This is a genomic window from Parundibacterium terreum, from assembly GCF_014636315.1.
GTDB lineage: Bacteria > Pseudomonadota > Gammaproteobacteria > Burkholderiales > Burkholderiaceae_D > Undibacterium > Undibacterium terreum.
Genome location: NZ_BMED01000002.1, coordinates 1,112,394 through 1,135,626, shown reverse-complemented (window position 1 = coordinate 1,135,626; position 23,233 = coordinate 1,112,394). Strand labels below are relative to the sequence as shown.

General features: G+C 53.6%; 22 protein-coding genes. 6 read left to right on the top strand and 16 right to left on the bottom strand.

The annotated features are described in order from the left end of the window. Positions 1-44: 44 nt before the first annotated feature. The 3 genes from secF (at position 45) to IEW12_RS14080 (ending at position 5,477) form a co-directional block, all read left to right on the top strand. Complete coding sequence (gene secF / locus IEW12_RS14090; RefSeq protein WP_188566634.1) at positions 45-983, top strand: protein translocase subunit SecF; 939 nt, start codon at positions 45-47, stop codon at positions 981-983. Between the two features lie 199 nt (positions 984-1,182). Further along, entirely contained in the window at positions 1,183-2,391 is a 1,209-nt protein-coding gene (locus IEW12_RS14085; protein WP_188566633.1) for an efflux RND transporter periplasmic adaptor subunit, read from the top strand. Beyond that, positions 2,388-5,477, top strand: a complete 3,090-nt coding sequence (locus tag IEW12_RS14080; RefSeq protein ID WP_188566632.1) for an efflux RND transporter permease subunit — start codon at positions 2,388-2,390, stop codon at positions 5,475-5,477. Before IEW12_RS14085 ends, IEW12_RS14080 begins: the two co-directional genes overlap by 4 nt. Positions 5,478-5,565: 88 nt before the next feature. Here the strand turns inward: IEW12_RS14080 and IEW12_RS14075 are convergent, their stop codons facing one another. The 5 genes from IEW12_RS14075 to purB form a co-directional block, all read right to left on the bottom strand. Further along, complete coding sequence (locus tag IEW12_RS14075) at positions 5,566-5,955, bottom strand: MarR family winged helix-turn-helix transcriptional regulator (protein WP_229751110.1); 390 nt, start codon at positions 5,953-5,955, stop codon at positions 5,566-5,568. Positions 5,956-6,212: 257 nt separating this feature from the next. Then, positions 6,213-6,779: a YceI family protein gene (locus IEW12_RS14070; protein ID WP_188566630.1), complete on the bottom strand. Its 567-nt coding sequence runs from the start codon at positions 6,777-6,779 to the stop codon at positions 6,213-6,215. 72 nt (positions 6,780-6,851) lie between these two features. Continuing rightward, complete coding sequence (locus tag IEW12_RS14065) at positions 6,852-7,376, bottom strand: YceI family protein (protein WP_371874543.1); 525 nt, start codon at positions 7,374-7,376, stop codon at positions 6,852-6,854. 82 nt (positions 7,377-7,458) lie between these two features. Continuing rightward, a complete protein-coding gene (locus IEW12_RS14060; RefSeq protein WP_188566628.1) occupies positions 7,459-8,004 on the bottom strand; it encodes a cytochrome b in 546 nt (181 codons plus the stop codon). 204 nt (positions 8,005-8,208) lie between these two features. Next, positions 8,209-9,576, bottom strand: coding sequence for an adenylosuccinate lyase (gene purB / locus IEW12_RS14055; RefSeq protein ID WP_188566627.1), 1,368 nt, complete (start codon positions 9,574-9,576; stop codon positions 8,209-8,211). Between the two features lie 258 nt (positions 9,577-9,834). On the opposite strand from purB, the gene IEW12_RS14050 reads away from it, so the two are divergent. Continuing rightward, positions 9,835-10,443: a glutathione S-transferase family protein gene (locus IEW12_RS14050; protein WP_188566626.1), complete on the top strand. Its 609-nt coding sequence runs from the start codon at positions 9,835-9,837 to the stop codon at positions 10,441-10,443. A gap of 83 nt (positions 10,444-10,526) precedes the next feature. Here IEW12_RS14050 and bfr read toward each other — a convergent pair whose 3' ends face one another. Then, a complete protein-coding gene (bfr, locus tag IEW12_RS14045) occupies positions 10,527-11,003 on the bottom strand; it encodes a bacterioferritin (protein ID WP_188566625.1) in 477 nt (158 codons plus the stop codon). 471 nt (positions 11,004-11,474) lie between these two features. On the opposite strand from bfr, the gene IEW12_RS14040 reads away from it, so the two are divergent. Further along, a complete protein-coding gene (locus tag IEW12_RS14040) occupies positions 11,475-13,043 on the top strand; it encodes an ABC transporter substrate-binding protein (protein ID WP_188566624.1) in 1,569 nt (522 codons plus the stop codon). Between the two features lie 38 nt (positions 13,044-13,081). Beyond that, positions 13,082-13,591: a hypothetical protein gene (locus tag IEW12_RS14035; RefSeq protein WP_188566623.1), complete on the top strand. Its 510-nt coding sequence runs from the start codon at positions 13,082-13,084 to the stop codon at positions 13,589-13,591. 55 nt (positions 13,592-13,646) lie between these two features. Here the strand turns inward: IEW12_RS14035 and IEW12_RS14030 are convergent, their stop codons facing one another. From IEW12_RS14030 to IEW12_RS13985, 10 genes are all read right to left on the bottom strand, one after another. Then, on the bottom strand, positions 13,647-14,333 hold the full coding sequence (locus IEW12_RS14030; protein WP_188566622.1) for an energy transducer TonB: 687 nt from the start codon (positions 14,331-14,333) through the stop codon (positions 13,647-13,649). Positions 14,334-14,338: 5 nt separating this feature from the next. Next, the gene (locus IEW12_RS14025; protein WP_371874537.1) at positions 14,339-14,497 is read right to left on the bottom strand and encodes a bacterioferritin-associated ferredoxin; all 159 of its coding nucleotides are present in this window, start codon (positions 14,495-14,497) and stop codon (positions 14,339-14,341) included. Positions 14,498-14,589: 92 nt separating this feature from the next. Beyond that, a complete protein-coding gene (locus tag IEW12_RS14020; protein WP_188566620.1) occupies positions 14,590-14,913 on the bottom strand; it encodes a hypothetical protein in 324 nt (107 codons plus the stop codon). A gap of 110 nt (positions 14,914-15,023) precedes the next feature. After that, positions 15,024-15,230 (bottom strand): hemin uptake protein HemP, encoded by a 207-nt coding sequence (hemP, locus tag IEW12_RS14015; RefSeq protein ID WP_188566619.1) that lies wholly within the window; start codon positions 15,228-15,230, stop codon positions 15,024-15,026. A 314-nt stretch (positions 15,231-15,544) separates the two neighbouring features. Next, positions 15,545-17,143 (bottom strand): alkyl hydroperoxide reductase subunit F, encoded by a 1,599-nt coding sequence (gene ahpF / locus IEW12_RS14010; RefSeq protein WP_188566618.1) that lies wholly within the window; start codon positions 17,141-17,143, stop codon positions 15,545-15,547. Between the two features lie 139 nt (positions 17,144-17,282). Further along, complete coding sequence (gene ahpC / locus IEW12_RS14005) at positions 17,283-17,846, bottom strand: alkyl hydroperoxide reductase subunit C (protein ID WP_188566617.1); 564 nt, start codon at positions 17,844-17,846, stop codon at positions 17,283-17,285. A gap of 344 nt (positions 17,847-18,190) precedes the next feature. Beyond that, a complete protein-coding gene (locus IEW12_RS14000) occupies positions 18,191-19,009 on the bottom strand; it encodes a prohibitin family protein (RefSeq protein ID WP_229751109.1) in 819 nt (272 codons plus the stop codon). Between the two features lie 140 nt (positions 19,010-19,149). Then, on the bottom strand, positions 19,150-20,154 hold the full coding sequence (locus IEW12_RS13995) for an isoaspartyl peptidase/L-asparaginase family protein (protein ID WP_188566615.1): 1,005 nt from the start codon (positions 20,152-20,154) through the stop codon (positions 19,150-19,152). Between the two features lie 19 nt (positions 20,155-20,173). After that, on the bottom strand, positions 20,174-21,115 hold the full coding sequence (locus IEW12_RS13990; RefSeq protein WP_188566614.1) for a MurR/RpiR family transcriptional regulator: 942 nt from the start codon (positions 21,113-21,115) through the stop codon (positions 20,174-20,176). A gap of 338 nt (positions 21,116-21,453) precedes the next feature. Continuing rightward, positions 21,454-23,073 carry an FMN-binding glutamate synthase family protein gene (locus IEW12_RS13985; RefSeq protein ID WP_188566613.1) on the bottom strand — a complete coding sequence of 540 codons (1,620 nt, stop codon included), beginning with the start codon at positions 23,071-23,073 and terminating at the stop codon, positions 21,454-21,456. Positions 23,074-23,233 lie beyond the last annotated feature (160 nt).

Genomic DNA, 23,233 nt, shown 5'->3' with positions numbered 1-23,233 from the left:
CTGCACGCTGCAGCATCGTAAAGAAAAGAATTTAGGGATTCATCATGGAATTATTCCGCATCAAAAAAGACATTCCCTTCATGCGCAATGCGCTGATATTCAATGTCATTTCCGCCCTGACCTTTGTCGCGGCGGTGTTCTTCCTGTTCCACAAGGGCTTGAACTATTCGATCGAGTTCACCGGCGGCACGCTGATGGAGTTGAGCTATTCACAGACGGCAAACGTGGAAGACATACGCAAGACGGTAGTCGGCCTGGGCTATAACGACAGCCCGGTGCAGACTTTCGGCAAGCCTACCGACGTTGTGATCCGCCTGCCACTGCCGAAAGGCATGACAGCATCGCAGCAAAGCGACAAGGTATTTGCTGCGTTGAAAGCGCAAAACCAGGAAGTGAAACTGCAGAGGTCGGAACTGGTAGGCGCGCAGGTGGGCGACGAGCTGTTCCACGACGGCCTGCGCGCTCTGGGCATGGTGATTATCGGCGTAGTGATTTATCTGGCGATACGCTTTGAATGGAAATTCGCGGTTGCTGCGATCATTGCGAACTTGCATGACGTGGTCATCATCCTGGGTTTCTTTGCCTTCTTCCAATGGGAGTTCAGCCTGTCGGTACTGGCTGGCGTACTTGCGGTGCTGGGTTATTCTGTCAATGAGTCGGTAGTTATCTTTGACCGGATACGCGAGAATTTCCGCAAGCAGCGCAAGGCATCCGTTACTGAAATTATCGATAGTGCAATTACCAGCACGATCTCCCGTACCATCATCACGCACGGTTGTACGCAGATGATGGTGCTGTCGATGCTGTTGATAGGCGGACCTACGTTGCATGGCTTTGCCACTGCGCTGACCATCGGTATCTTGTTCGGTATTTACTCTTCGGTATTCGTGGCCGCGGCAATAGCGATGTGGCTGGGAGTCAAGCGTGAAGACCTGATCAAGCCTATCAAGGAAAAAGACACGACAGACGGTGCAGTCGTGTAACGGAAAGTATAAAAAATTAAAGCCAGCGTCTTCGCTGGCTTTTTCTTTGATAGCATTAGAAGTTAACAAAACTTGCTGCAATTCAATTAAGTCCTTGTTAACAATAGACATGTTTAATTGAAGCTACGCAGAACTTTTCTTTCCAATAAGTATCAGATACGCACGTTAGTTATTAGCGTACGCAGAGGCAAAATACAGCATGAGCAGATTGAAGACGATAGTTGTTAGCTTGATAGCAGTGGGTGCGGTAGCAGGTGCTTATTACGCATGGAGCAGCTCGCAGCAGGCAAAGAACGCTAAAGGACAGGCGGCACAGTCGAACAAGGCGATCAGTGTAGTGACCGCTCCGGTGCAGCGCAGGGATTTTCCTGTGAAGCTGGCCGGTAACGGCGTTGTCACCTCGCTCAGCACTGTTGACGTTCGCCCGCAGGTGACCAGCACGATCACCAAGGTGCATATCAAGGAAGGCCAGTTTGTCAAAGCCGGCGATCTGCTGTTTTCGCTGGACAGCCGCGCAGATGAAGTCAACGTCGCCAAGGCGCAGGCGCAACTGGACAAAGACCTGGCAACCCAGACCGACTACAAGCGCCAACTGGAACGCAGCAAGGATCTGTTGTCGAAAAAATTCGTATCGCAAAGCGTTGTTGATACCAGCCAGGCCCAATACGATGCGCAGAATGCAGTGATCGCTTCCGATCGCGCCGCCGTCAATGCGGCCAAGGTGGCATTGAGCTACGACCGCATCACTGCGCAGGCTGCAGGCCGCACCGGCATCATCAGCGTGTATCCGGGTTCGCTGGTGCAGCCAGGTACTGCAACACCGCTGGTGACCATCACGCAGATGGATCCTATCTCCGTCACTTTCACTTTGCCGCAGCGGAATTTGCCGGATGCGCTGGACAGCATGAAGACGCCTGACAGCTTCGTGCTGGCCAAGCTGCCGGACAGCACGGCGCAGTTCAAGGGGCATCTGTCCTTTGTTGATAACACTGTGGACGCCGCGTCCGGCACGATCAGGGCCAAGGCACTGTTTGACAACAAGGAACTGAAGCTGTGGCCGGGTGCGTACGCTAATGTGGAACTGAGCGTGCAGACCATCAAGGATGCCATCGTGGTTCCGCAGGATGCATTGATCATCAATGCCAAGAACACCACACTGTATATCGTCGATAAAGAAGGCAAGGCTGCTTTGCGCGTAGTGAAAGTATTGCAGCAATCAGGCCCGGATGCCGTCGTGTCCGGCGTGGAAGCCGATGTCAAGGTGGTGCTGGAAGGTAAGCAGAATTTGCGTCCCGGCGTTTCCGTCATCGAAAGAACGGACAAACCGACTGCTAAGGCCGGCGGAGTCGACAAGACGATTGCCGACGACATTAAAATGGCGCCAGCCTCTGCCGTGAGTGCATCATGAATTTGTCGGAGCTGTTTATCCGCCGTCCTGTGATGACGGTGTTGCTGAATCTGTCCATTCTTGTCGCCGGTATCCTCGCCTATCGCTACATCCCCATTGCGGCGCTGCCCAGCTATAACACGCCGGTCATTAACGTCAGTGCAGTATTGCCCGGCGCCAGCCCGGAAACCATGGCGACGTCGGTTGCCTTGCAATTGGAAAAGCAATTCTCCACGATCCCCGGCCTGAGCGTCATCAGCTCCACCAATACGCTGGGATCGACTTCAGTCACGCTGGAATTCGACCAGAACCGCAATATCGATGCGGCTGCGGTGGACGTGCAGGCGGCGCTGCTGAGGGCGCAGCGTACGCTGCCGATAGAAATGACGACGCCGCCGTCTTACCGCAAGGTGAATCCGGCTGATGCCCCTGTGTTGATCCTGGCACTGACTTCGCCGTCGCTGAACCTGGCGGACCTGAACAGCTATGCCGAACATCTGATTTCGCCGACGCTGTCCACGCTGGATGGCGTGGCCCAGGTGAATATCTTTGGCGCTCGCCGCTATGCGGTACGCATACGCGTCAATCCCGAGGCGCTGGCGAACAGGAATATGTCGCTGGATGAATTGTCCGCTGCGATCAGTTCTGCCAACGCCAACACGCCGGTAGGTACGCTGGATGGCGACAAGCAGACGCTGACGCTGTTGGCCAACAAGCAGATGCTGACAGCGGCGGAGTTTGCCGACACCATAGTCAGCAACAAGAATGGCCTCTCGGTACGCCTGCGCGATGTCGCCAAGGTGGAAGACAGTTTTGAGGTTGTAAAGACCGCATCCAACTTCAATGGCGAAAGCTCGATCACGCTGGCCATCCTGCGCCAGACCGATGCCAACACCGTCAAGGTCGTGGATTCCATACGTGCCGCCTTGCCCGGCTTCCGCGCGCAGTTGCCAGCCTCGGTCAAGATTAACCTGGTGAATGACCGCTCGGTCTCTATCCGCGATGCCTTGCACGACGTTAACCTGACCCTGCTGCTGACCGTGTTCCTGGTGGTGGTTGTGATCTTCCTGTTCCTGCGCCGCATGGTGGCGACAGTGATCCCGACTCTGTCGCTGCCGGTCTCGCTGGTCGGCGCGATTGCGTTGCTGTGGGGCTTCGGCTATACGCTGGATAACATTTCCTTGCTGGGTCTGACGCTGGCCGTCGGCTTGGTGGTCGACGATGCGATCGTGATGCTGGAAAACATCATGCGCCACGTGGAAGAGGGCATGCACCCGTTCAAGGCTGCATTGCAGGGTTCGCGTGAAGTGGGCTTCACGATTATTTCGATTTCCAGTTCGCTGATCGCGGTGTTCATTCCCATCTTTTTCATGCCGGGTGTGATCGGCCAGTTGTTCCATGAGTTTGCGGTGATCGTCAGCCTGGCGATTATTGCGTCGGCTTTCGTGGCGCTGACATTGGTGCCTATGCTGGCCAGCCGCTTCCTGCAAAACGAACATGACATGAAAGCGCCGCCAAAACCGGTGGCCGTGCTGCTGCATATATTCGAGTCCGCCTTTGATGCCTCCCTGCGCAGCTATGGCCGCGCGCTGGACCTCGCCCTGCGCCATCGCAATATCGTGCTGTTGGTGGCGCTGCTGACTTTTATTGCGACTGCGTACATGTTCACCGTGATTCCCAAGGGTTTTTTCCCGGAAGAAGATATCGGCCAATTGAACGTATCGACGGAAGCATCGGAAGACATCTCCTTCCCTGCCATGTCCATCCTGCAAGACAAGGCAGCCAAGATTTTGCGTGACGACCCGAATGTGCTGTCGGTAGCGTCATTTAACGGCGGCGGCAGCAATGCGCAGAATACCGGCCGTATGTTCGTCAACCTGAAGCCGCGCGATGAGCGCAAGCCTATGAAGCAGGTGGTCGAAGGTTTGCGCAACAAATTCCGCGATTTGCCGGGGATTGCGGTGTATATGCGCCCTACGCAAAACTTGCAGCTGGGCGGCCGCCAGACCAAGAGCCAGTACCAGTACATCTTGCAGAGTGTGGAAGCGGGAGAACTGAATGACTGGGCGCTGAAGCTGCAGGAGAAGATGAAGAATGATCCTGCCTTCAAGGACGTAACCAGCGATTCGCAACTGAAGGGTTTGCAGGCCTCGCTGAATATCGACAGGGACAAGGCGAATTCGCTGGGCGTCAGCATGAACCCGGTGCGCTCTGCCTTATACAGCGCGTTTGGTGAAAGGCAGATTTCCACGATGTACAGCAATGTGGACAGCTACCAGGTCATCATGGAAGTGTCGCCGGATGCGAAGAAGGACGAAGCCGCGCTGAACAATATCTATGTGCGCAGCAACACCGGTGCATTGATACCTCTGAACAGCTTTGTCACCGTCAAGCGTACGGTAGGGCCGACATCGATCAACCACATGGGCCAGTTGCAGGCGGTGACGATTTCCTTCAACCTGACTCCCGGCTATGCGCTGGGCGATGCGACCAACAAGATAGACAAGTTCAGTCAGGACATCCGCCTGCCGGTTTCCATCATCACGTCCTACGGTGGCGATGCGGCGGTGTTCAAGAACTCCCAGTCCGGACAGATTGTGCTGATCGTAGCCGCCTTGCTGGTGATCTATGTATTGCTGGGTGTCTTGTATGAAAGCTATATTCACCCGATCACGATCCTGGCCGGCTTGCCTTCTGCCGCAGTGGGCGCCTTGCTGACACTGGAATTGTTCCACCAGGATCTGACGCTGATTGCGATGATCGGTATCCTGCTGCTGATCGGTATCGTGAAAAAGAATGCGATCATGATGATCGACTTTGCGCTGGACGTGCAAAGGAATCACGGCATGACGCCGGCGGAAGCGATACGCGAAGCCTGTATCCAGCGTTTCCGTCCTATCATGATGACGACACTGGCTGCGCTGGTTGGCGCATTGCCTATCGCTTTCGGCTTGGGTGCCGGTGCTGAATTGCGCCAGCCGCTGGGTCTTGCGGTGGTCGGCGGCCTGATCTTTTCACAGGCGATTACCTTGTTCATCACGCCGGTTATCTACCTGGCGCTGGACCGCTTCAGCGGTACCGGTCCGATCACCAAAGAAGCAGTTTAAAAATTGCTTCGGCCATGAGAGTTCAAGCAGGCGCTTGAACTCTCATTGGCTTGTCGATGGTGTGGGAGCTAAGTGAACTACCGGTGAGTTAGTCTACAACCCGCAGCAGCCGCTCTCTCAGTTTCAGCAATTCGCGTTCCAGCGAGTCATAATCGGCATCGGTGTAGTCATCAAAACGCTGCTTGCCCTTGCTGACGACTTGCGGGAAGATTTCCTTGAATACTGCATCTCCCTCGGCGCTCAGTTTGACAAACAACTGACGCCTGTCATCGCATCCGCGTTCTCTTTCTATCAAGCCTTTTTGTTCCAGCCTGTCGAGTACGCCGGTCAGCGTGCCTTTGGTGATCAAGGTTTTGTCACCGAGATCCTTGCAAGTCATGCCGGGCGTATTGCCCAGCGTGGCAATAATATCGAACTGTGAATGGGTAAAGCCCAGTTGCCGCACATTTTGCGCGGAAGACTTTTCGAAGGACTGCATGCATTCGGCCAATAACCGTATGCTACGTAGATAGCGTTCACCCATGATAAGCGACGCAGTGTGTAAGATGCTTCATATATACCTGACGGCTATGAAAAAAGCTGTTGCAAGATGAGCCCGGGTACCGGTACGGGGCAGACTAATTTTGCAGCATCCTTGCTGGAGCGTATCCCATTCATATCGATCGACATGGATGGGATGCGCTCTAAAATCCGGCCGTTGCCGGTAAGGGCAACGGCGCAGATTATAAGGCCAGATTAGTCAGCCTTCAAAGCTTCTACCTGGATAGCCAGTTTTACTTCTGGTGCGAAGAAAGGCGTGCCGTAGTTCAGGCCGAAATCAGTACGCTTGAATTGCGCTGTTGCATCGGCGCCGCACACTTCACGTTTCAACATTGGATGCTGGATGCATTTGAATTTGTTGATAGTCAGTGTGACAGGTTTGGTGACGCCCAGCAAAGTCAGGTTGCCTTCTACAGCAACTGGTGTGTCGCCTTCAAACTTGATTGATGTGCCTTTGTATGTCGCTGTAGGGAATTGCTCTACGTTGAACATGTCTTTGGATTTTGCATGCTCACTCATTTTTGCATGACCGAAATCCAGGGATGTTGTATCGATAGTGATATCGACAGTGCCTGTTTTCTTGGCTTTGTCCAGATTGATCACGCCTGTTGTTTTGTCAAACTTGCCGCGCCATACGGAGATGCCCATGTGGTCAGCTTCAAAGCTTGGGTAGGTGTGGTTAGGGTCGATATTGTAAGTGTCGGCGAAAGCGTGGGAAGCGCTCAGAACCAGTGCTGCTGCGATAAATTGCTGTAACTTCATTGTGAAACTCCTAGGTATGAATTATTAAAACTGCTTAAGGGTGATGATTAATTGTGAGCCGGCGGCTCGCAATTATTGAGCTGCTACTACGTGAAACTTGATGACGACTTCATCGGCGACCATGCTGGTGTCTTTCCACTCGCCTTCGCCGATATTGAATGTCAGGCGCTTGATAGGCAGGCTGCCTTCAAATACCTGGTTGCTGCCTTCTTTCTTCACCGTCAAAGGAAAGCTTGCATCGACGGTTTTTCCTTTGATGGTCAATTTTCCGCTGACGTCCAGCTTGCCGTTGGCGCCGGCTTTCATGCTGGTGGAAACGAAACTGGCTTTAGGAAATTGCGCGGCATTGAACCATTCTTTCTTTGCCACTTCCTTGTTGTATTCAGGATCGCCCAGGTCGAAGCTGGAAACGTCGATATCGACGGTCGCTTTGGACGCTTCAGGCTTGGCTGCATCGTAATCGATGGCGGCAGTAAACTTCTTGAACTTCGCATCGACCGGCACGTTCAATTGCTTGAAGACGATGCCTACCGTGCTCTTGGCGGGGTCTACCTTGAGTGCAGCCGCCAGTGCAGGGACAGCGACGCAGGCAGCCATGATTGCAGCACCGATTTGCAGGCGCACATTGGAACGCAGGGAAAGCGAGGAAAGTGATTGCATGAAATATCCTTCGTTAGGTTTAGGTTTGCTTACCAGGCATCATGCGTTTGAAGATGCCATCCTGGTCGATAAAATGATGCTTCAGGGCGCCCAGTACATGCAGGATGACCGAGGCCAGCAGTGTCACGTTCAGCCAGTAGTGGACTGCTTTTAAAACAGGCTTCCATTCCGGATTGGGGTCAATCAGGACCGGCAGCGGGAACAATCCAAGATACACCACCGGCACGCCGGCTGCCAGGCTGTAGAAATAACCGGAGACCGGCACCGCAAAAATAAGCAGGTACAATAAACCGTGCATGATGCTGGCCAGTTTGATATTCCAGTCCGACATGCCGGCCGGATGCGGCGGAGCGGCATGGGTCAGGCGCCACAGCAGGCGTAGGCAGGCCAGTGCCAGCACGGTGACGCCTATCCACTTGTGCCAGGAAAAATATTTGAGCTTGGTCGGGGTCAGGCCAGGAATGTTCACCATGGTCACACCGAGGCAAAAGCCGGATATGATCAGGATGGCCACCAGCCAGTGCAGCAATATTGCCGTATTGGTATAGCGTGTTGCTGTTTGCACTATTACACCCTCCTCATTAGTTCGGATTGGATTAGTCTGAATTCGAACTAATTCTACCAAAAAAAATTCAAGCGTGCAGGCCGGTCGCAAAAAGGCCTGTAAACTTGAATTTCTGATATTAAACCGGATCACACCATATCAAACGCATGAAGCGGCTTGAAATGAGGGCAGCGCCTGTGCGCCACCATCATCTTTATCTAGGTGTTATATCTTGCGCGCCAGTTCGGCGGCGATGCCGGTGTAGTTGGCGGGCGTCATCGCCAGCAACAGGTCTTTTGCATCTTGCGGTATCGCCAGTCCCAGTACAAATTCACGCAGTGCTTCTTTGGAGATGCCCTTGCCGCGAGTCAGCTCCTTCAATTGCTCGTAGGGGTTTTCTATCGCGTAGCGGCGCATGACCGTCTGTACCGGCTCCGCCAGCACTTCCCAGGTCGCATCCAGGTCTGCCGCCAGTTTTTCGTGGTTGACTTCCAGCTTGTTCAAGCCGCGCAGGCAGCTATCGTAAGCCAGCAACGTGTAACCCAGCGCTACGCCTATATTACGCAACACGGTGGAATCGGTCAGGTCGCGCTGCCAGCGGGATACCGGCAGTTTTTCGGACAAATGCTTCAGTAGTGCATTGGCCAGGCCAAGATTGCCTTCGGAGTTTTCAAAGTCGATAGGATTGACCTTGTGCGGCATCGTGGACGAGCCGATTTCGCCAGCCTTGGTTTTTTGCTTGAAATAGCCGACCGAGATATAGCCCCAGATGTCGCGGTTCAAATCCAGCAGGATGGTATTTGCGCGGGCGAAGGCATCGAACAGCTCGGACATATAGTCGTGCGGCTCTATCTGTATCGTGTATGGGTTATAGACCAGGCCCAGGCGCTGTTCTATCACTTCTTTGGAAAAGCTTTCCCAGTCATGTGCAGGATAGGCAGACAGGTGGGCATTGTAGTTGCCCACCGCACCGTTCATCTTGCCCAGAATTTCGACTTGGACTATGCGTTTTTGCGCGCGCTGCAGGCGAGCGACTACGTTGGCCATTTCCTTGCCCAGCGTTGTTGGACTGGCAGCCTGGCCATGGGTGCGAGACAGCATGGGCACGTCGGCGTTTGTGTGTGCCAACTCCGTCAGCCTTGTGATCAGATTCTGCAGAGCCGGCAGCATCACCTGGTCGCGCGCTGTCTTCAGCATCATGCCGTGCGAAGTATTATTGATGTCTTCCGAGGTGCAGGCGAAATGAATGAATTCAGACGCAGCAACCAACTCAGGAACATCCTTGACTTTTTCCTTCATCCAGTATTCAACCGCTTTTACGTCGTGGTTGGTCACTGCTTCGATTGCCTTGATGCGTTCTGCATCGGATTCAGAGAATTCGGCTACCAGTTTGTCCAGTATCGCGTTGGCGGCGGCGGAGAAGGGTTTGATCTCTGCAAAACCGGCAGCAGACAGGGCTTGCAGCCAGCACACTTCAACTTTCACCCTGTGGTGCATGAAACCGGCTTCAGATAAGGTGGAACGCAGCGCGTCAACTTTGGCGGCATAGCGGCCATCGAGTGGGGACAGGGCGGAAAGTGTGGAAAGTGACATGATTTTGCAGGGATAGCAGAGAAAGGATAGAAAAGCCTTGCGCAAAAAACAACAAAAATGGAATTTATGCAAAAACCGGATAAGTGAAGAAACCTCGGTTTTTTGTGCAGATTCAGGATCTTTTTTGCGTCGAATATGCGATTTTACCATTAGCGGGCCTGCTCCACACCCGTTGTTCTCAATTGTCAAAAATGTTCAGAAAGAGGGAGAGGGGGGAGGCAATGCTATAATTTGAGCTAATATTTTCTCAAAGTGCCTATGAAACTGATTGGTTCCCTCGCAAGCCCCTACGTAAGAAAAGTCCGCATCGTCATGGCGGAAAAGAAGCTGGATTACGCCCTGATACTGGAAAACGTCTGGGCACCTGAAACCACGATACAAGAGTCCAACCCCCTCGGTAAGGTACCCTGTCTGCTGATGGAAGATGGCCTGGTGATGTACGATTCCCGCGTCATCGTTGAATATCTGGATACCCTGACGCCGGTCGGCAAGCTGATTCCGGCCAATGGTCGTGAACGGGCGGAAGTCAAATGCTGGGAAGCGCTGGCAGACGGCATCATGGATGCCGCGATCCTGGTCAGGCTGGAAAAGACACAGCGCGCCGAGGCGCAGCAAAGTGATGCCTGGATTGCGCGCCAGATGTCCAAAGTAAGCGCCAGTTTGAAGTCCATGTCGGAAAGCCTGGGCGAATCGCCGTTTTGTACCGGCAACCACCTGACGCTGGCAGATATCAGCGTTGCCTGTGCACTGGGCTGGCTGGCCTTCCGCTTCCCCGAGATCGATTGGCGCACGGATTACCCTAACCTGGCGAAGCTGTTCGACAAATTGTCTGAGCGGCCATCTTTCAAGGATACCGTGCCGGAATAATATCGGCGGCGGTAGAAGCTAAAAAGGACGCTCTCGCGTCCTTTTTTCTTTGCTGCAGGTTCGCCTGACGGCGAAAGCTCCGCTTATTCCTCGTCGGCCATTTGCGACTGCAGGTAGTTGGGCAAGCCCACTTTTTCTATCAGGTCCAATTGGGTTTCCAGCCAGTCGATATGCTCTTCCGTGTCATCCAGGATTTCGCGGAAGATTTCACGAGACACATAGTCGCCTACCGCTTCGCAGGTGGCGATGCCTTCAGTCACTGTCTTGTGCGCGGCGGTTTCCAGCTTCAGGTCGCATTGCAGCATCTCTGAAGTATCTTCCCCTATCATCAGCTTGTGCAGCGCTTGCAGATTAGGCAGGCCATCCAGCATCAGAATACGATTGATAATCTTGTCGGCATGTTTCATCTCACCTATTGATTCTTCGTATTCTTTCTTGGCGATCTTTTCAAATCCCCAGTGCTTGTACATGCGTGCATGCAAAAAATACTGGTTGATCGCGCTCAATTCGTTGGTCAGTTGAGCGTTGAGTAGCTTGATAACTTTGACGTCACCTTTCATGGGATCCTCTTGTTCTTTGTTAATTCGTTGAATATTGACTTGTGAGCTGGCGAAGCTGCACATGATGCGAGCACTGTGGCTGGCGCAATGGCTGGTTCTGGCTTGCTGCGTATGTCTTGTGTGGCGGCGATTTGTATTGCAATCTGCCTTCGAGATCATGATAGTACAGATGTGTCCCTAAAAATACGTTTTACAGAAAATATATTGACAAAACTACATGAAAACGCTATTGATAATCGTTCCATTTATCACTAAGAAGCTGCTGCGAAATTAGGCTGGCTAGGCGCGACGACGAAGACAGTACGAGTAGTACGGCGAGGAGGAGCAACAACGCCAGCGTAATTTCGCAGCAGCTTCTAAGAGATGACGCGGCGACGGGGCTTGCCGCGTCATCTGTCTCTCCATTTCACCTTGTGCGCTGCTGGTTTTTGCGCTCGCCAATCTGCCTGAAAAAACTGCTGGAGCCGGAGCATGCTGAAAAAAATCGTCGCTGCGTTTGCCGTGTCTTTCTTTGCCTGGTGCTTGCCGCTGCATGCCGCCGACCTGACGATGGGAATGGCTTTTGATGTGACCTCCATGGACCCGCACTACCATCTGGTGGGCCCCAATGTGAACGTATCTATGCACATTTTCGATTTCCTGGTCACGCCGGATAGAGAAAAGGGCAAGCTGATTCCCGGGTTGGCTGAGTCATGGAGCGTGGTGGATGAACTTACCTGGGAATTCAAATTGCGCAAGGGCGTCAAATTTCACGACGGCTCAGAATTCACGGCCGAAGACGTGGCCTATTCTTTCGACCGACCGGCGACGATATTGAACAGTCCCGGCCCTTTCACTTTGTATACGAAGCAGATCGCCGAGAAAATCATCGTCGATAAATACACGATACGTTTTAAAACGGCCAAGCCCTATGCCTTGATGCTCAGCGATGTCAGCAATGTTTTCATCGTGTCAAAAAAGGCTACTGCGGGCCTGAGCAGCGAGGATTTCAATAGCGGCAAAGGCGTGGTCGGTACCGGGCCTTACAAGTTTGTGCAATGGAAGCGCGGTGACCGCGTGGAGCTGGCGAGAAATGACAGCTACTGGGGTAAGCGCCCCCAGTGGGACAGGGTCAGCTTGCGCATGCTGACAACGCCTTCTGCGCGGGTAGCGGCGCTGCTGGCTGGCGATGTGCAGGTGATAGAGGGAGTGCCGCCGGCGGACATCGCGCAGCTCAAGGCGAATCCGGATGCGCGGCTATTCAGCACGGTATCCAACCGGCTTATTTTTCTGGAAGTAGACCAGTTGCGCGACAAGTCGCCTTATGTCACAGACAAGAATGGCAAACAGCTGGATAAGAATCCGCTGAAAGACCTGCGGGTGCGCCAGGCAATTTCCAAGGCAATCAATCGCGCGGCGATCGTCGACAGGGTGATGGAAGGAAACGCGATTGCCACCGGCCAGTTGCTGCCCGAAGGCTACTTCGGTACTTTGCCTGGCCTGAAGGCAGATATTGCGGATATCGCCGCAGCCAAAAAATTACTGGCAGATGCAGGCTATGCGGATGGCTTTGGCCTGACTATCCACGGCCCCAGCGACCGCTATGTGAATGACGCAAAGATTATCCAGACCATTGCGCAAATGCTGACGCGCATAGGCATAGTGACCAAGGTCGAGGCCCTGCCCTCGGCGGTATTTTTCTCGCGCATGTCCAAGCAGGAGTTCAGTGTGATGATGCTGGGCTGGGGAGGCGGACTGGGACATGTATCGACATTCGTGAAATCCATGCTGACGACCTACAATGCGGAAAAAGGCTGGGGTACAGGCAATTACGGACGCTATAGCAATCCCAAGGTGGATGCATTCGCTGAGCAGGCCTTGGCGACAATAGACACCGGCAAGCAGGAAAAGCTATGGCAGCAAGCCAGCCAGCTGGCCTTGAGTGAATTTGGCCTGATCCCACTGCACCATCAGGTCAATGTCTGGGCGACCCGCAAGGGGTATGCTTATTTTCCACGTACAGACGAGCGAAGCTTGGCGATGGAGGTCAGTGGAAAATAGAGGGGCATAGCGATTTATGCTACTGAAGCTCAATGGACATGGGATGGATATTAATGAATAGAATTGGGGATTCGCTTTTTCATGTTGAATCGAATAAGCAATTGATTCTTTCTTTTGTAGATATTGGTGTGGAATTCATTGTAATTGGCGGATTAGCCGTAGCTTGGTATTGTGAGGAGCGGCAAGCTGACGACATGGATTTGCTGGTTAGTGCCTCAGTTGAAAATTCGCTGAAAATTTCACAGGCTTTGAGCAGCTTGAATATGCACGACTATCAGGAGGATTCATTCGCCAAACTAGGATTGCAAGTGGTAATCAAAAAGCGATTCTACGCCGAACTTTTAACCCCTTTGAAAATTGGCCCAACGTACGCTGAAATTGCAGTCGACGCGATAGATGCAAAATTATTTGGGATTCCTGTCCGGTTAGCGTCCGCATCATGCCTTATCAAACTCAAGAAGTTGGCAGTGATTGCTGATGATTCCCAAAAAGATAAGCACTTGAAAGACATTAAATGCCTTGAAAGTTTTGTTGAAAGAGATGTCTAACACGAAAATATAAAAGGGAGCTAAGCTCCCTTTTATATTTGTGCTTGATTGAATCCTAGCTATTCAAATCAAACGTAAAAATCCCGCTGGTCCAGAACGTTAAGGCCTTACCGTCTTCGATGTACGGCTTGAACAGGGCGCGCAGCAGCGCTTGCCGTGCTGCTTCGTCCAGGCGCTGGAAGCCTGAGGTTTTTTCTATTTCCACTTTTTCTGCACGGCCTTTTTCATTGACCAGCACGCGCAGGGTCACCTTACCGGCTTCGCCCATGCGGCGGGAGATGGCTGGGTATTCCAGTTTGGGTGGCTGTATATATTCAATGCCGGAGATGGTCTTGGGCTGGGCCGGTGGTGCCGGCAGCGCCTGCACTATCGGTGCCGCTGCTTCCTGGGTATGCGCGACCTTGGGTTCAACCGCCTGTGTGATCACGATGGCGTTTTCCGCCGGTGCATTGTTCACGATGGGAATAACCGGGGCAGGAGGAGTTACCGCCTGCTTGGTCATGGGGATGATCTTTGGGGCTGGCTTGGGTGCGGCAGGTTTATCCGGCGAAGTCACCAGGCTGACAAAAATTTCTTTTGGCAAGGCTTGCTGGACGTGACGGATCAGGCCGTTTTGCAGCGCGTAGATCAGGCCCAGATGTGCCAGGACGGTAATAATCAGCGAGCCGGATTTCCTGAGCTTTTCTATCAAGGCGAGAGGCAACTCAAATTGCATGGATGCAGAAGCGGTGGCAGTTTGCATGGCGATCAAGCGGCTAATGCGTTGGGACGGAAATGTACTTGGTGGATATGGGCCGGCATGGCTTTGTCCATGCATTCGCGCAGTATGCTTTTGGCACAGCTTGCGCATTTGCCGCAGCAGGTGCCGACATCAAGGTTGGTGCGCAGTTCGGCCATGGTGGTCATGCCGGATTCAACGGCATTGCGCAGTTTCTTTTCAGAGACGTTATTGCAGACACAGACAATCATGTAACACCTTAAGTTTAGCTATAAAGTATTCAATTCACACTTGCGCCCGTCATCAGGCGCGCCAGCAAATTGAATTTGCCCTGTTGGGGCAAAGTACGTTCTTCGACCAGGGCCCACTGCTCCGATAACTGCTGGCAGGTTGCCCTTAATACAGGAGCCAGGTCGGGCAGGTCGGCCAGGATTTTTAAATGGCGCTCTATGACCGACGCCAGTTTGACGCATGCATTGTGGTCACCGTTTTCTGTATTGTTGACCGTGTAATGCGACATCAGGTGTAACACTGCGGAGACCAGGAGTTCAGGCTGCGCTGGGCTGCTGCCTGGCTCAAAAAATTCCGGATTACTGCTAGCCATCAAACTCTCCTTATAGAATGGTTTGGCTCGCGCGCTACAATCATGCTTCCGGTACCGTGGCGCAGCTGGCTAGTAAAACTCAATATCGTTATGGCTTGCCCGGACAAAAATCAGGCAGTCAGTATCAGTTTGTTCAATTGCGTGATGCGCAGGCGATAGATGCGGCCTTCGTGATCGATTTCTACTTCACGCATCTGGCGCATCAGTTCGCGGCTCTTCAGGCGCACGACAGGAGTGCTATCGCTTTTGGCCGACAAGCTCGATACGCTGCTAGTACGAGCTTCTGGACGTACTTCTGTGGACGTAATTTGAGTCATTTATTTCTCCTGTTAATCTAAACGAGAACAATTCTTATTTAGATTATTGTGTATTCAGCGAGAATTTGCAAGTCTTTTTGTACTATTTCATCTGTCTTTTTCTAACTTGCAGCAAGGAAAATGATTTAAACCGGGAATTTGTTGCCTATAGAGATATAAAATCAAGAAAAAACAAGGACTTGCGGGAGAGCCTGGCGCTTTTTAATCGGCGCGAAAAGCATGGAAAAAGGGCCCGCAACAACGTTGCGGGCCCTTTCTTATATAGAGCAGTATATAAAGCAGTCTCTACCCGGCTATCGCCGAGTATTGAAGCATTATGCGGCTACAGCGACCTTTTCAGTCTCTACCACCGACTCTTCATCGTCGAAAGTATTGCGGATCAGGTAGTCGAATGCGCTCAGCGAAGCCTTGGCACCTTCGCCGACTGCAATCACGATCTGCTTGAACGGCGTGGTCGTGACATCGCCTGCAGCGAATACGCCGGGGATGGAAGTCTGGCCTTTTGCATCGACTTCGATCTCACCGTGGCGCGACAAGGCCAGGGTGCCTTTCAGCCACTCGGTATTGGGCACCAGGCCGATCTGAACAAACACACCTTCCAGCTCCACTTTGTTGATGGTGCCGGACTTCAGGTCTTTGTAGTTCAGGCCGTTGACCTTTTTGCCGTCCCCCAGCACTTCGGTGGTTTGTGCCGAAGTGATGATAGTGACATTGCGCAAGCTGTTCAGCTTGCGCTGTAACACAGCGTCAGCACGCAACTCAGCGGCGAACTCGATCAGCGTGACATGGCTGACCAGACCGGCCAGATCAATCGCTGCCTCAACACCAGAATTGCCTCCGCCGATGACCGCTACGCGCTTGCCTTTGAACAGCGGGCCGTCGCAATGCGGGCAGTAGGCAACGCCCTGGTTGCGGTATTCTTTCTCGCCGGGCACATTGATTTCCCTCCAACGCGCACCGGTTGCGAGTACGATACTTTTCGCTTTCAGCGTTGCGCCGCTGGCAGTTTTAACCTGCAATATCTTGCCTGGTATCAGCGTGTCGGCACGCTGTACGTTCATGATATCGACTTCATAGCTCTTCACATGCTGTTCCAGCGCAGTGGCGAACTTGGGCCCTTCGGTTTCTTGCACAGAAACGAAGTTTTCAATGGCCATGGTATCCAGCACCTGGCCGCCGAAACGCTCAGCCAATACGCCGGTGGCGATGCCTTTGCGAGCCGCATAGATAGCCGCTGCGGCGCCCGCAGGCCCACCGCCGACGATCAATACGTCAAACACATCTTTCTTGCTCAGTTCCTCTGCCTTGCGGCTGCCGGCATTGCTGTCCAGCTTAGCGAGGATTTCTTCCACGCCGGTGCGGCCCTGGCCGAATACTTCGCCATTCAGGTAGGTAGTAGGCACAGCCATGATCTGGCGTTTTTCCACTTCATCCTGGAACAGTGCGCCATCTATCGTTACCTGGCGGATGCGTGGGTTGATGATGGACATCACATTCAGCGCCTGCACGACTTCGGGGCAGTTCTGGCAGGTCAGGGAAATATAGGTTTCAAACTGGTAGTCGCCATCCAGGTTGCGGATTTGCTCTATCACCGCATCGTCCAGCTTGATGGGGTGACCGCCAACCTGCAACAGCGCCAGTACCAGTGATGTAAATTCGTGTCCCATGGGAATGCCGGCGAAACGTACGCCGATGTCTGTTCCCGGACGGTTGATGCTGAAGGAAGGCTTGCGCTCTGCATCATCGTTGCGCTCAACCAGAGTGATGCGCTCAGACAGCAAAGTGATTTCTTCCAGCAAGGCTTTCAATTCCTGGGATTTGGCTCCGCCATCGAGAGAGGCGACGATCTCAATCGGCTGCGTGACCTTTTCCAAATAGGTTTTCAACTGGGTTTTGAGATTTGCATCTAACATGATGTGTCCATTTCCATAACAGGGTTACAATTTTTTGAGCGCAGCACGCCAGCGGCGCGCTGCGCGTCGGAACAACTCGAAGGGATCTTGCTGAAACCCGCCCGAATGGACAGGTTTCAAGCTACCTACGATTGACTGCTTAGATTTTGCCTACCAGGTCGAGTGACGGCGTCAGTGTTTCTGCGCCTTCTGTCCATTTAGCTGGGCAAACTTCGCCTGGGTGGGATGCAACGTACTGGGCAGCTTTTACCTTGCGCAGCAGTTCGGATGCGTCACGACCGATACCGTTGTCGTGAACTTCCATGATCTTGATCTGGCCTTCTGGATTGATGACGAAAGTGCCGCGCAGTGCCAGGCCTTCTTCTTCGATCAGTACTTCAAAGTTGCGTGCCAGGGTTGCTGTTGGGTCGCCAACCAGTGCGTATTGCACTTTTTTGATCGCGTCGGAAGTGTCATGCCATGCTTTGTGTGCGAAATGCGTGTCTGTGGATACGCCATATACGTCAACGCCCATTTTTTGGAATTCAGCGTAGTTGTTCGCCAGATCTTCCAGTTCTGTAGGGCAGACGAAAGTGAAGTCAGCAGGGTAGAACACGACAACAGACCACTTGCCCTTCATTGTTTCATTGCTGACGTCGATGAACTTTCCGTTTTGGTAGGCTGTGGCTTTAAACGGTTTGATGTGTGTATTAATCAGAGACATTGTCGTTTCCTCGTGAGGTTAAAAAGTTCATATGAGTTCGTAGTGTAGGCCAAAGCTTGTCATTTGTAGAGTCAATTATATTTATACTTTCGATTGATTTTAGCTATCGATCAACGTCCATGCGTTTTTGCGCTCATCGGGCTGGCCCACACTGCTTGCCTGATGATAAAAATAACAATTAACTCCTGATACAGATGGCGTTGCATGCGCCAGTTTCAAGAAAAATCCGGATTCCAGCCTGCGGGCAAACGCAAAGTATGCAAAATGACAAATGCCCTTGCACAGTATACCGTGCAAGGGCATTTCACCGTAGCGGCTGCTTCGCGCCTGTTATCGCCGCCTATTTATTTACCGCTATTGCTGCTACCGCTACCACCGCTACCTATGTTCAGGAAGGGGATTGCACCGCCGGTGGTCGTGGGCAGGCGGCCATCCCATTTTTCTATCGCCTTGGCCTGGTTTTCCGTTTCCCTCAAACGCAGCAATTCCGGTGTTACCTGCTGGCGTTGCAGTGCCAGCGATTCAGCTTCAGCCTTGGCGCGTGAAATTTTCTGCCTTGCTTCCACTTCTATCCTTTGCAAATCGCGTTCCGCTTTCATCTTCAACTGGTCGGCGGTGGTCTTGGCTTCGATCGCTTCATTGAAGGTCTTGCTGAAATTGAAGTTGACGATGGAAAACTCATCCACCACCAGGCCGTGCCGCGCCATTCTCTCGCGCAGGGCCAGCACAATTTCATCGCGCACCTGCGAACGCTTGGAGATCAGCTCTTCTGCCGTGAACCTGGCTGTTACTGCTTTTACTGCTTCCTGCACACTAGGGATGATGATGCGCTCGCCTGGTTCATTACCCAGGTCGCGATACACGGATACCACAGCTTCAGGACGCACATGGTAGTTGATCGCTACGCGGGTGTGCACGGTCTGCAAATCCTTGGATGCGGCATCGCCTTCACCTTCTCCTTTTTGTATCGATACCGGCACCAGGTGCAGGCTTTGCGCTATCGGCCAACGAAAGTGTATGCCCTCGCTATACACTTCCGGCGACGGACTGCCGAATGTCGTCATCACACCGCGGTTACCTGCCGGCACAGTAGCGAACGGCGCCAGCGAGACCAGGATAGCCAGGATCACAATTGCGGCGATCAGTTTAGAGGCTGTTTGCATCTTCATATTTCCTTGTTTTAGTTTTGTATAGATACATCGAAGGACACCGCAGCGCTACAACCGGTTCGGCAGTGGGCTAGGTGGCTGAAAAGAAGTATAGATGTGCTGGGAGAAAGCTTCAGCGGTAAATTGACGAGAAATTAACCATAGATCAGGCACACCGGTTGAGCACCGACGTGCATGAAACCGCGGTACATGCCTTCGGTATTGAAGGGCATGCTGATATTGCCTAGCGCATCGATGGCAATCACGCCGCCGCGGCCTTCATACAGAGGCAGTTTGTGCATGACGACATTTTCTGCGGCCTGCTGCAGTGAGCAGAGCGTGTATTCCATCTGCGCCGAGATGTCATGCAATGCCAGGCTGCGCATAAAGCTTTCGCCGGTGCCGGTGGCCGACATCGCTGCGGTACGGTTATTGGCGTAGCAGCCGGCGCCCAGCATAGGCGTATCGCCGACCCGCCCCTGCATCTTGTTGGTCATGCCGCCGGTGGAGGTTGCCGCAGCCAGATTGCCATGCCGGTCCAGCGCGACTGCACCGACGGTGCCGAATTTATTGTCTGGATCGATAGGCGCCGGCATCACTGGTATGACTGGCTCCACTGGCGACTTTTCCTGCCGCGCGGCGGCGTCATGATCCAGCAGGATGGACGAGGCTTGCTGCGCGTTTTTCCATTGCGCGTAGCGCGCTTCGGTATAAAAGTAATCCGCGTCTGCCATTTGCAGGCCCTGCGCCTGCGCGAACAGTTCTGCGCCGCCGCCAACCAGCAGCACATGCGGGCTGTTGTCCATCACTGCGCGCGCTGCCAGCACCGGATTGCGTATGCGGCTGACGCAGGCTACTGCACCTGCCTTCAATGCAGCTCCGTCCATGATGGCGGCGTCCATCTCATGTGTCGCGGCAGAGGTAAAGACCGCACCCTTGCCGGCGTTGAATAGCGGACAGTCTTCCAGCAGTCTGACCGCCTCGGTCACGGCATCCACGGCGCTGCCGCCCAGCGACAGAATGTGTTCCGCAGCCCTCAATATCTGATTCAGTGCAGCGAGATAAAGCTGCTCTTCTTCTCCGCTGATGGCGGAGCGCAGCAGGGTGCCGGCGCCGCCATGGATGGCGATGCCGGGTTTGAACTGGGAGGTGGCGTGCACAGTACGTGTCTGGTGCGGATTAGTTGGCGGAGCCTGCGGCCTCGTCGGCCTCAATGACCGCTGGCCTGCGTTGTTGCGAGACTGGGTCCTGATACATCCAGGGCAGCATGAACTCCATCATTTCCGACGCGGAATTGACCGGAGACTTGGCTTGGTGCGCGACGGCGCTGCATATCGCCTCTATCAGGCACAAGGCAGCAGCCTCGGAGTTGGGGGCCAGTTGCCTGCGGGTCTGTGCATACAGAGTGACTGTTGCCAATGAGGCGAGCGGGGAACTGGGCGCATCTGTCAGTGCCAGGATGGGCACACCCTTGTCACGCACGCGATTCAGTATCGTCACCACGTCTTCTGCATAGCGCGGGAAGGAAATCGCAATCACCAGATCCTTGGCACCGTATTTGAACAATTGCCGCGCGACGTGGGAGGGGCCGCCACAGCCGACCGTCGATTGTATCGTGTCGCAAAAGGGCTCCAGATTGTGCATCATCAGGCCGCCCAGGAAGGCACTGGCGCCATAGCCGACGATATAGATGCGCTCGGCATTCAGTATCATCCTGACTGCCTGGCTGCACAGTTCAGGCACCAGGCCGCGCCGGGTGGCATCCAGGTTATTGATATCTTCATTCAGCGCCGAAGCAATCACTTCCACGCTGCTGGCAGGGCGCTGCACTTCGGTGCGCAGTTTGTCTATAGGCGCCAGCATGGCTTCGAAGCCATACACCAGCTCAGCACGGAATTGCGGATACCCTTCAAAGCCCAGCGCACGCGCAAAGCGGTTGGCAGTTGCCACCGAGATGCCGACCGCATTGGCAAGCTCGTCAATCGACATCGTTGCAGAGCGGAACACATTGGAAAGCACATAGTCCGCTGCTTTGCGGTGCGCCTTCGACAAATTCATATACACCTTGCCAATGCGTGCATTGACTGTACCGCCAACTGCTTGAAGATCGGGACGATTCATGATGGCTGGGTATTTTCAGGGGGTGAAAAATGTAAATATAATTTCATACAAACTAATTGTAAAGAAATCCATTAAGTCAAATTTCGGAAAAAAATAGAACGTGTGGCTTATTTTTCCTTTTTTTGCGTCCATGCTGCCCGCGCGGTAGATTATGCAGGGTAAGCAAAGTCAGTCAAATTTTAATTTTGAAATAGCGGACATTTCCTCAATCTTGTTTGTGGCCTGTATGCGTTTGAATACGCGCTCGCAGCCCTGCCCCATAGGGCAGGCCAGTGGTTTTGAGAGAAAAACGGAAAAGATTCAGCCTGCAGGGCGAAATAAGAAAATAATATAAAAGTTTATTTCAGGCAATGAAACGACTCTGCCTGTGCCACCGGCCAGTAAGTGGCAAACACTTCGGGCAAGCGCGATACCTGCGTGCTGTCCAGCAGCTCACCAGGATCCAGATAGGGCAGCAGGCTGGATGCCAGCTTGACCTGATTCGGCGATACCCTGCGCACCAGGTGGCGCGGCTTTAATTCCTTGGGGTGGCTGAGGCCCGCTGCTTCTATCAATTCCTTCAATGCCTTCAGCGTGTTTTGGTGGAAGTGGGCGACGCGTTCTGCCTTGTCCGGAATGAACAGGGCCCTTTGCCTGGAGGGGTCTTGCGTGGCCACGCCGGTAGGGCATTTGCCGGTATGGCAGCTTTGCGATTGTATGCAGCCGAGCGCAAACATGAAGCCGCGCGCGGAATTACACCAGTCTGCGCCCAGCGCCAGCGTGCGTGCAATATCAAAGGCGGTAATGATCTTGCCCGACGCGCCTATCTTGATCTTGCTGCGCAGATTGATGCCGACTAGCGTGTTATGTACTAGCAGCAAGGCCTCTTGCAAAGGTGCGCCCACATGGTCGGTAAATTCCACCGGCGCTGCACCGGTACCGCCTTCGCTGCCGTCAACGACGATAAAGTCCGGCGTGATGCCGGTTTTCAGCATGGCCTTGGCGATACCGAAAAATTCCCATGGATGGCCTATCGCCAGCTTGAAGCCGGTAGGTTTGCCGCCGGACAGCGTACGCAGCTTGTCGACGAATTGCAGCAAGCCTTCAGGGGAATCAAAAGCTGAATGTCCTGCAGGCGATACGCAATCGACGCCTGGTTCCACGCCGCGCGCCTCGGCTATTTCAAACGTCACCTTGGCGCCCGGCAGCAGGCCGCCGTGGCCTGGCTTGGCGCCTTGCGACAGCTTGACTTCGATCATCTTCACTTGCGGCAGCGTGGCGCTGGCGACGAAGCGCTCTTCCGAAAAACTGCCGTCGGCATTGCGGCAGCCGAAATAGCCGGAGCCGATTTCCCAGACCAGGTCTCCGCCCGCATCATTGCTGTCTTCGGGGCGGTGATAACGGCTGATGCTGCCTTCGCCGGTATCGTGCATGAAGCCGCCTTTTTGTGCACCCTGGTTCAGCGCTCGAATCGCATTGGCCGACAAGGCGCCGAAGCTCATCGCCGAGATATTGAATACGCTGGCTGCATAGGGCTGCGCGCGTCCTTCACCGATGATGATGCGGAAGTCGTGCGAGTGGATGACACTGGGGCTGATCGAATGGTTGATCCATTCGTAGCCGGATTCATACACATCCAGTTGCGTGCCGAAAGGGCGCTTGTCCAGCTCCTGCTTGGCGCGCTGGTAAACGATGGAGCGCTGGTTGCGCGAGAATGGGTTGGCTGCGGTATCTTCTTCCAGAAAATACTGGCGTATCTCGGGCCTGATGTATTCAAAGAAAAAACGGAAGTTGGCCAGGATGGGATAGTTGCGCAGGATGGAACGCTTGGTCTGCCGGAAATCGCTGATGCCGATTACGGTCAATGCACCGGATACCAAAACTAGCCACCATCCCTTATCGAGGATCAGCGCCAGGAAAAAAGACAGCAAAAATACGAAGGCAGAAAGAACCAGGGTCAGGTAACGCGCGTTGAGCATGTGCTTCTCCATTTTGTCTGGGAAGCAGTGTACACCTTGCCTGTGATGCGAGACAGTGGCTTGCGCGGATTGCAAGCTCACTGTCGTCTGGATGTTACATATTCCGTATGACCTATGCGGCCTATGCGTGGACGCAGATACGCGCCATCAAGCCAGGTTG

Excerpts from the sequence above, each read along its gene's own strand:
- secF (WP_188566634.1), top strand. The coding sequence starts at position 45 with ATGGAATTATTCCGCATCAAAAAAGACATTCCCTTCATGCGCAATGCG.
- IEW12_RS14085 (WP_188566633.1), top strand. The coding sequence starts at position 1,183 with ATGAGCAGATTGAAGACGATAGTTGTTAGCTTGATAGCAGTGGGTGCG.
- IEW12_RS14080 (WP_188566632.1), top strand. The coding sequence starts at position 2,388 with ATGAATTTGTCGGAGCTGTTTATCCGCCGTCCTGTGATGACGGTGTTG.
- IEW12_RS14075 (WP_229751110.1), bottom strand. The coding sequence starts at position 5,955 with ATGCAGTCCTTCGAAAAGTCTTCCGCGCAAAATGTGCGGCAACTGGGC.
- IEW12_RS14070 (WP_188566630.1), bottom strand. The coding sequence starts at position 6,779 with ATGAAGTTACAGCAATTTATCGCAGCAGCACTGGTTCTGAGCGCTTCC.
- IEW12_RS14065 (WP_371874543.1), bottom strand. The coding sequence starts at position 7,376 with ATGGCTGCCTGCGTCGCTGTCCCTGCACTGGCGGCTGCACTCAAGGTA.
- purB (WP_188566627.1), bottom strand. The coding sequence starts at position 9,576 with ATGTCACTTTCCACACTTTCCGCCCTGTCCCCACTCGATGGCCGCTAT.
- IEW12_RS14050 (WP_188566626.1), top strand. The coding sequence starts at position 9,835 with ATGAAACTGATTGGTTCCCTCGCAAGCCCCTACGTAAGAAAAGTCCGC.
- bfr (WP_188566625.1), bottom strand. The coding sequence starts at position 11,003 with ATGAAAGGTGACGTCAAAGTTATCAAGCTACTCAACGCTCAACTGACC.
- IEW12_RS14040 (WP_188566624.1), top strand. The coding sequence starts at position 11,475 with ATGCTGAAAAAAATCGTCGCTGCGTTTGCCGTGTCTTTCTTTGCCTGG.
- IEW12_RS14035 (WP_188566623.1), top strand. The coding sequence starts at position 13,082 with ATGGGATGGATATTAATGAATAGAATTGGGGATTCGCTTTTTCATGTT.
- IEW12_RS14030 (WP_188566622.1), bottom strand. The coding sequence starts at position 14,333 with ATGCAAACTGCCACCGCTTCTGCATCCATGCAATTTGAGTTGCCTCTC.
- IEW12_RS14025 (WP_371874537.1), bottom strand. The coding sequence starts at position 14,497 with ATGACCACCATGGCCGAACTGCGCACCAACCTTGATGTCGGCACCTGC.
- IEW12_RS14020 (WP_188566620.1), bottom strand. The coding sequence starts at position 14,913 with ATGGCTAGCAGTAATCCGGAATTTTTTGAGCCAGGCAGCAGCCCAGCG.
- hemP (WP_188566619.1), bottom strand. The coding sequence starts at position 15,230 with ATGACTCAAATTACGTCCACAGAAGTACGTCCAGAAGCTCGTACTAGC.
- ahpF (WP_188566618.1), bottom strand. The coding sequence starts at position 17,143 with ATGTTAGATGCAAATCTCAAAACCCAGTTGAAAACCTATTTGGAAAAG.
- ahpC (WP_188566617.1), bottom strand. The coding sequence starts at position 17,846 with ATGTCTCTGATTAATACACACATCAAACCGTTTAAAGCCACAGCCTAC.
- IEW12_RS14000 (WP_229751109.1), bottom strand. The coding sequence starts at position 19,009 with ATGCAAACAGCCTCTAAACTGATCGCCGCAATTGTGATCCTGGCTATC.
- IEW12_RS13990 (WP_188566614.1), bottom strand. The coding sequence starts at position 21,115 with ATGAATCGTCCCGATCTTCAAGCAGTTGGCGGTACAGTCAATGCACGC.
- IEW12_RS13985 (WP_188566613.1), bottom strand. The coding sequence starts at position 23,073 with ATGCTCAACGCGCGTTACCTGACCCTGGTTCTTTCTGCCTTCGTATTT.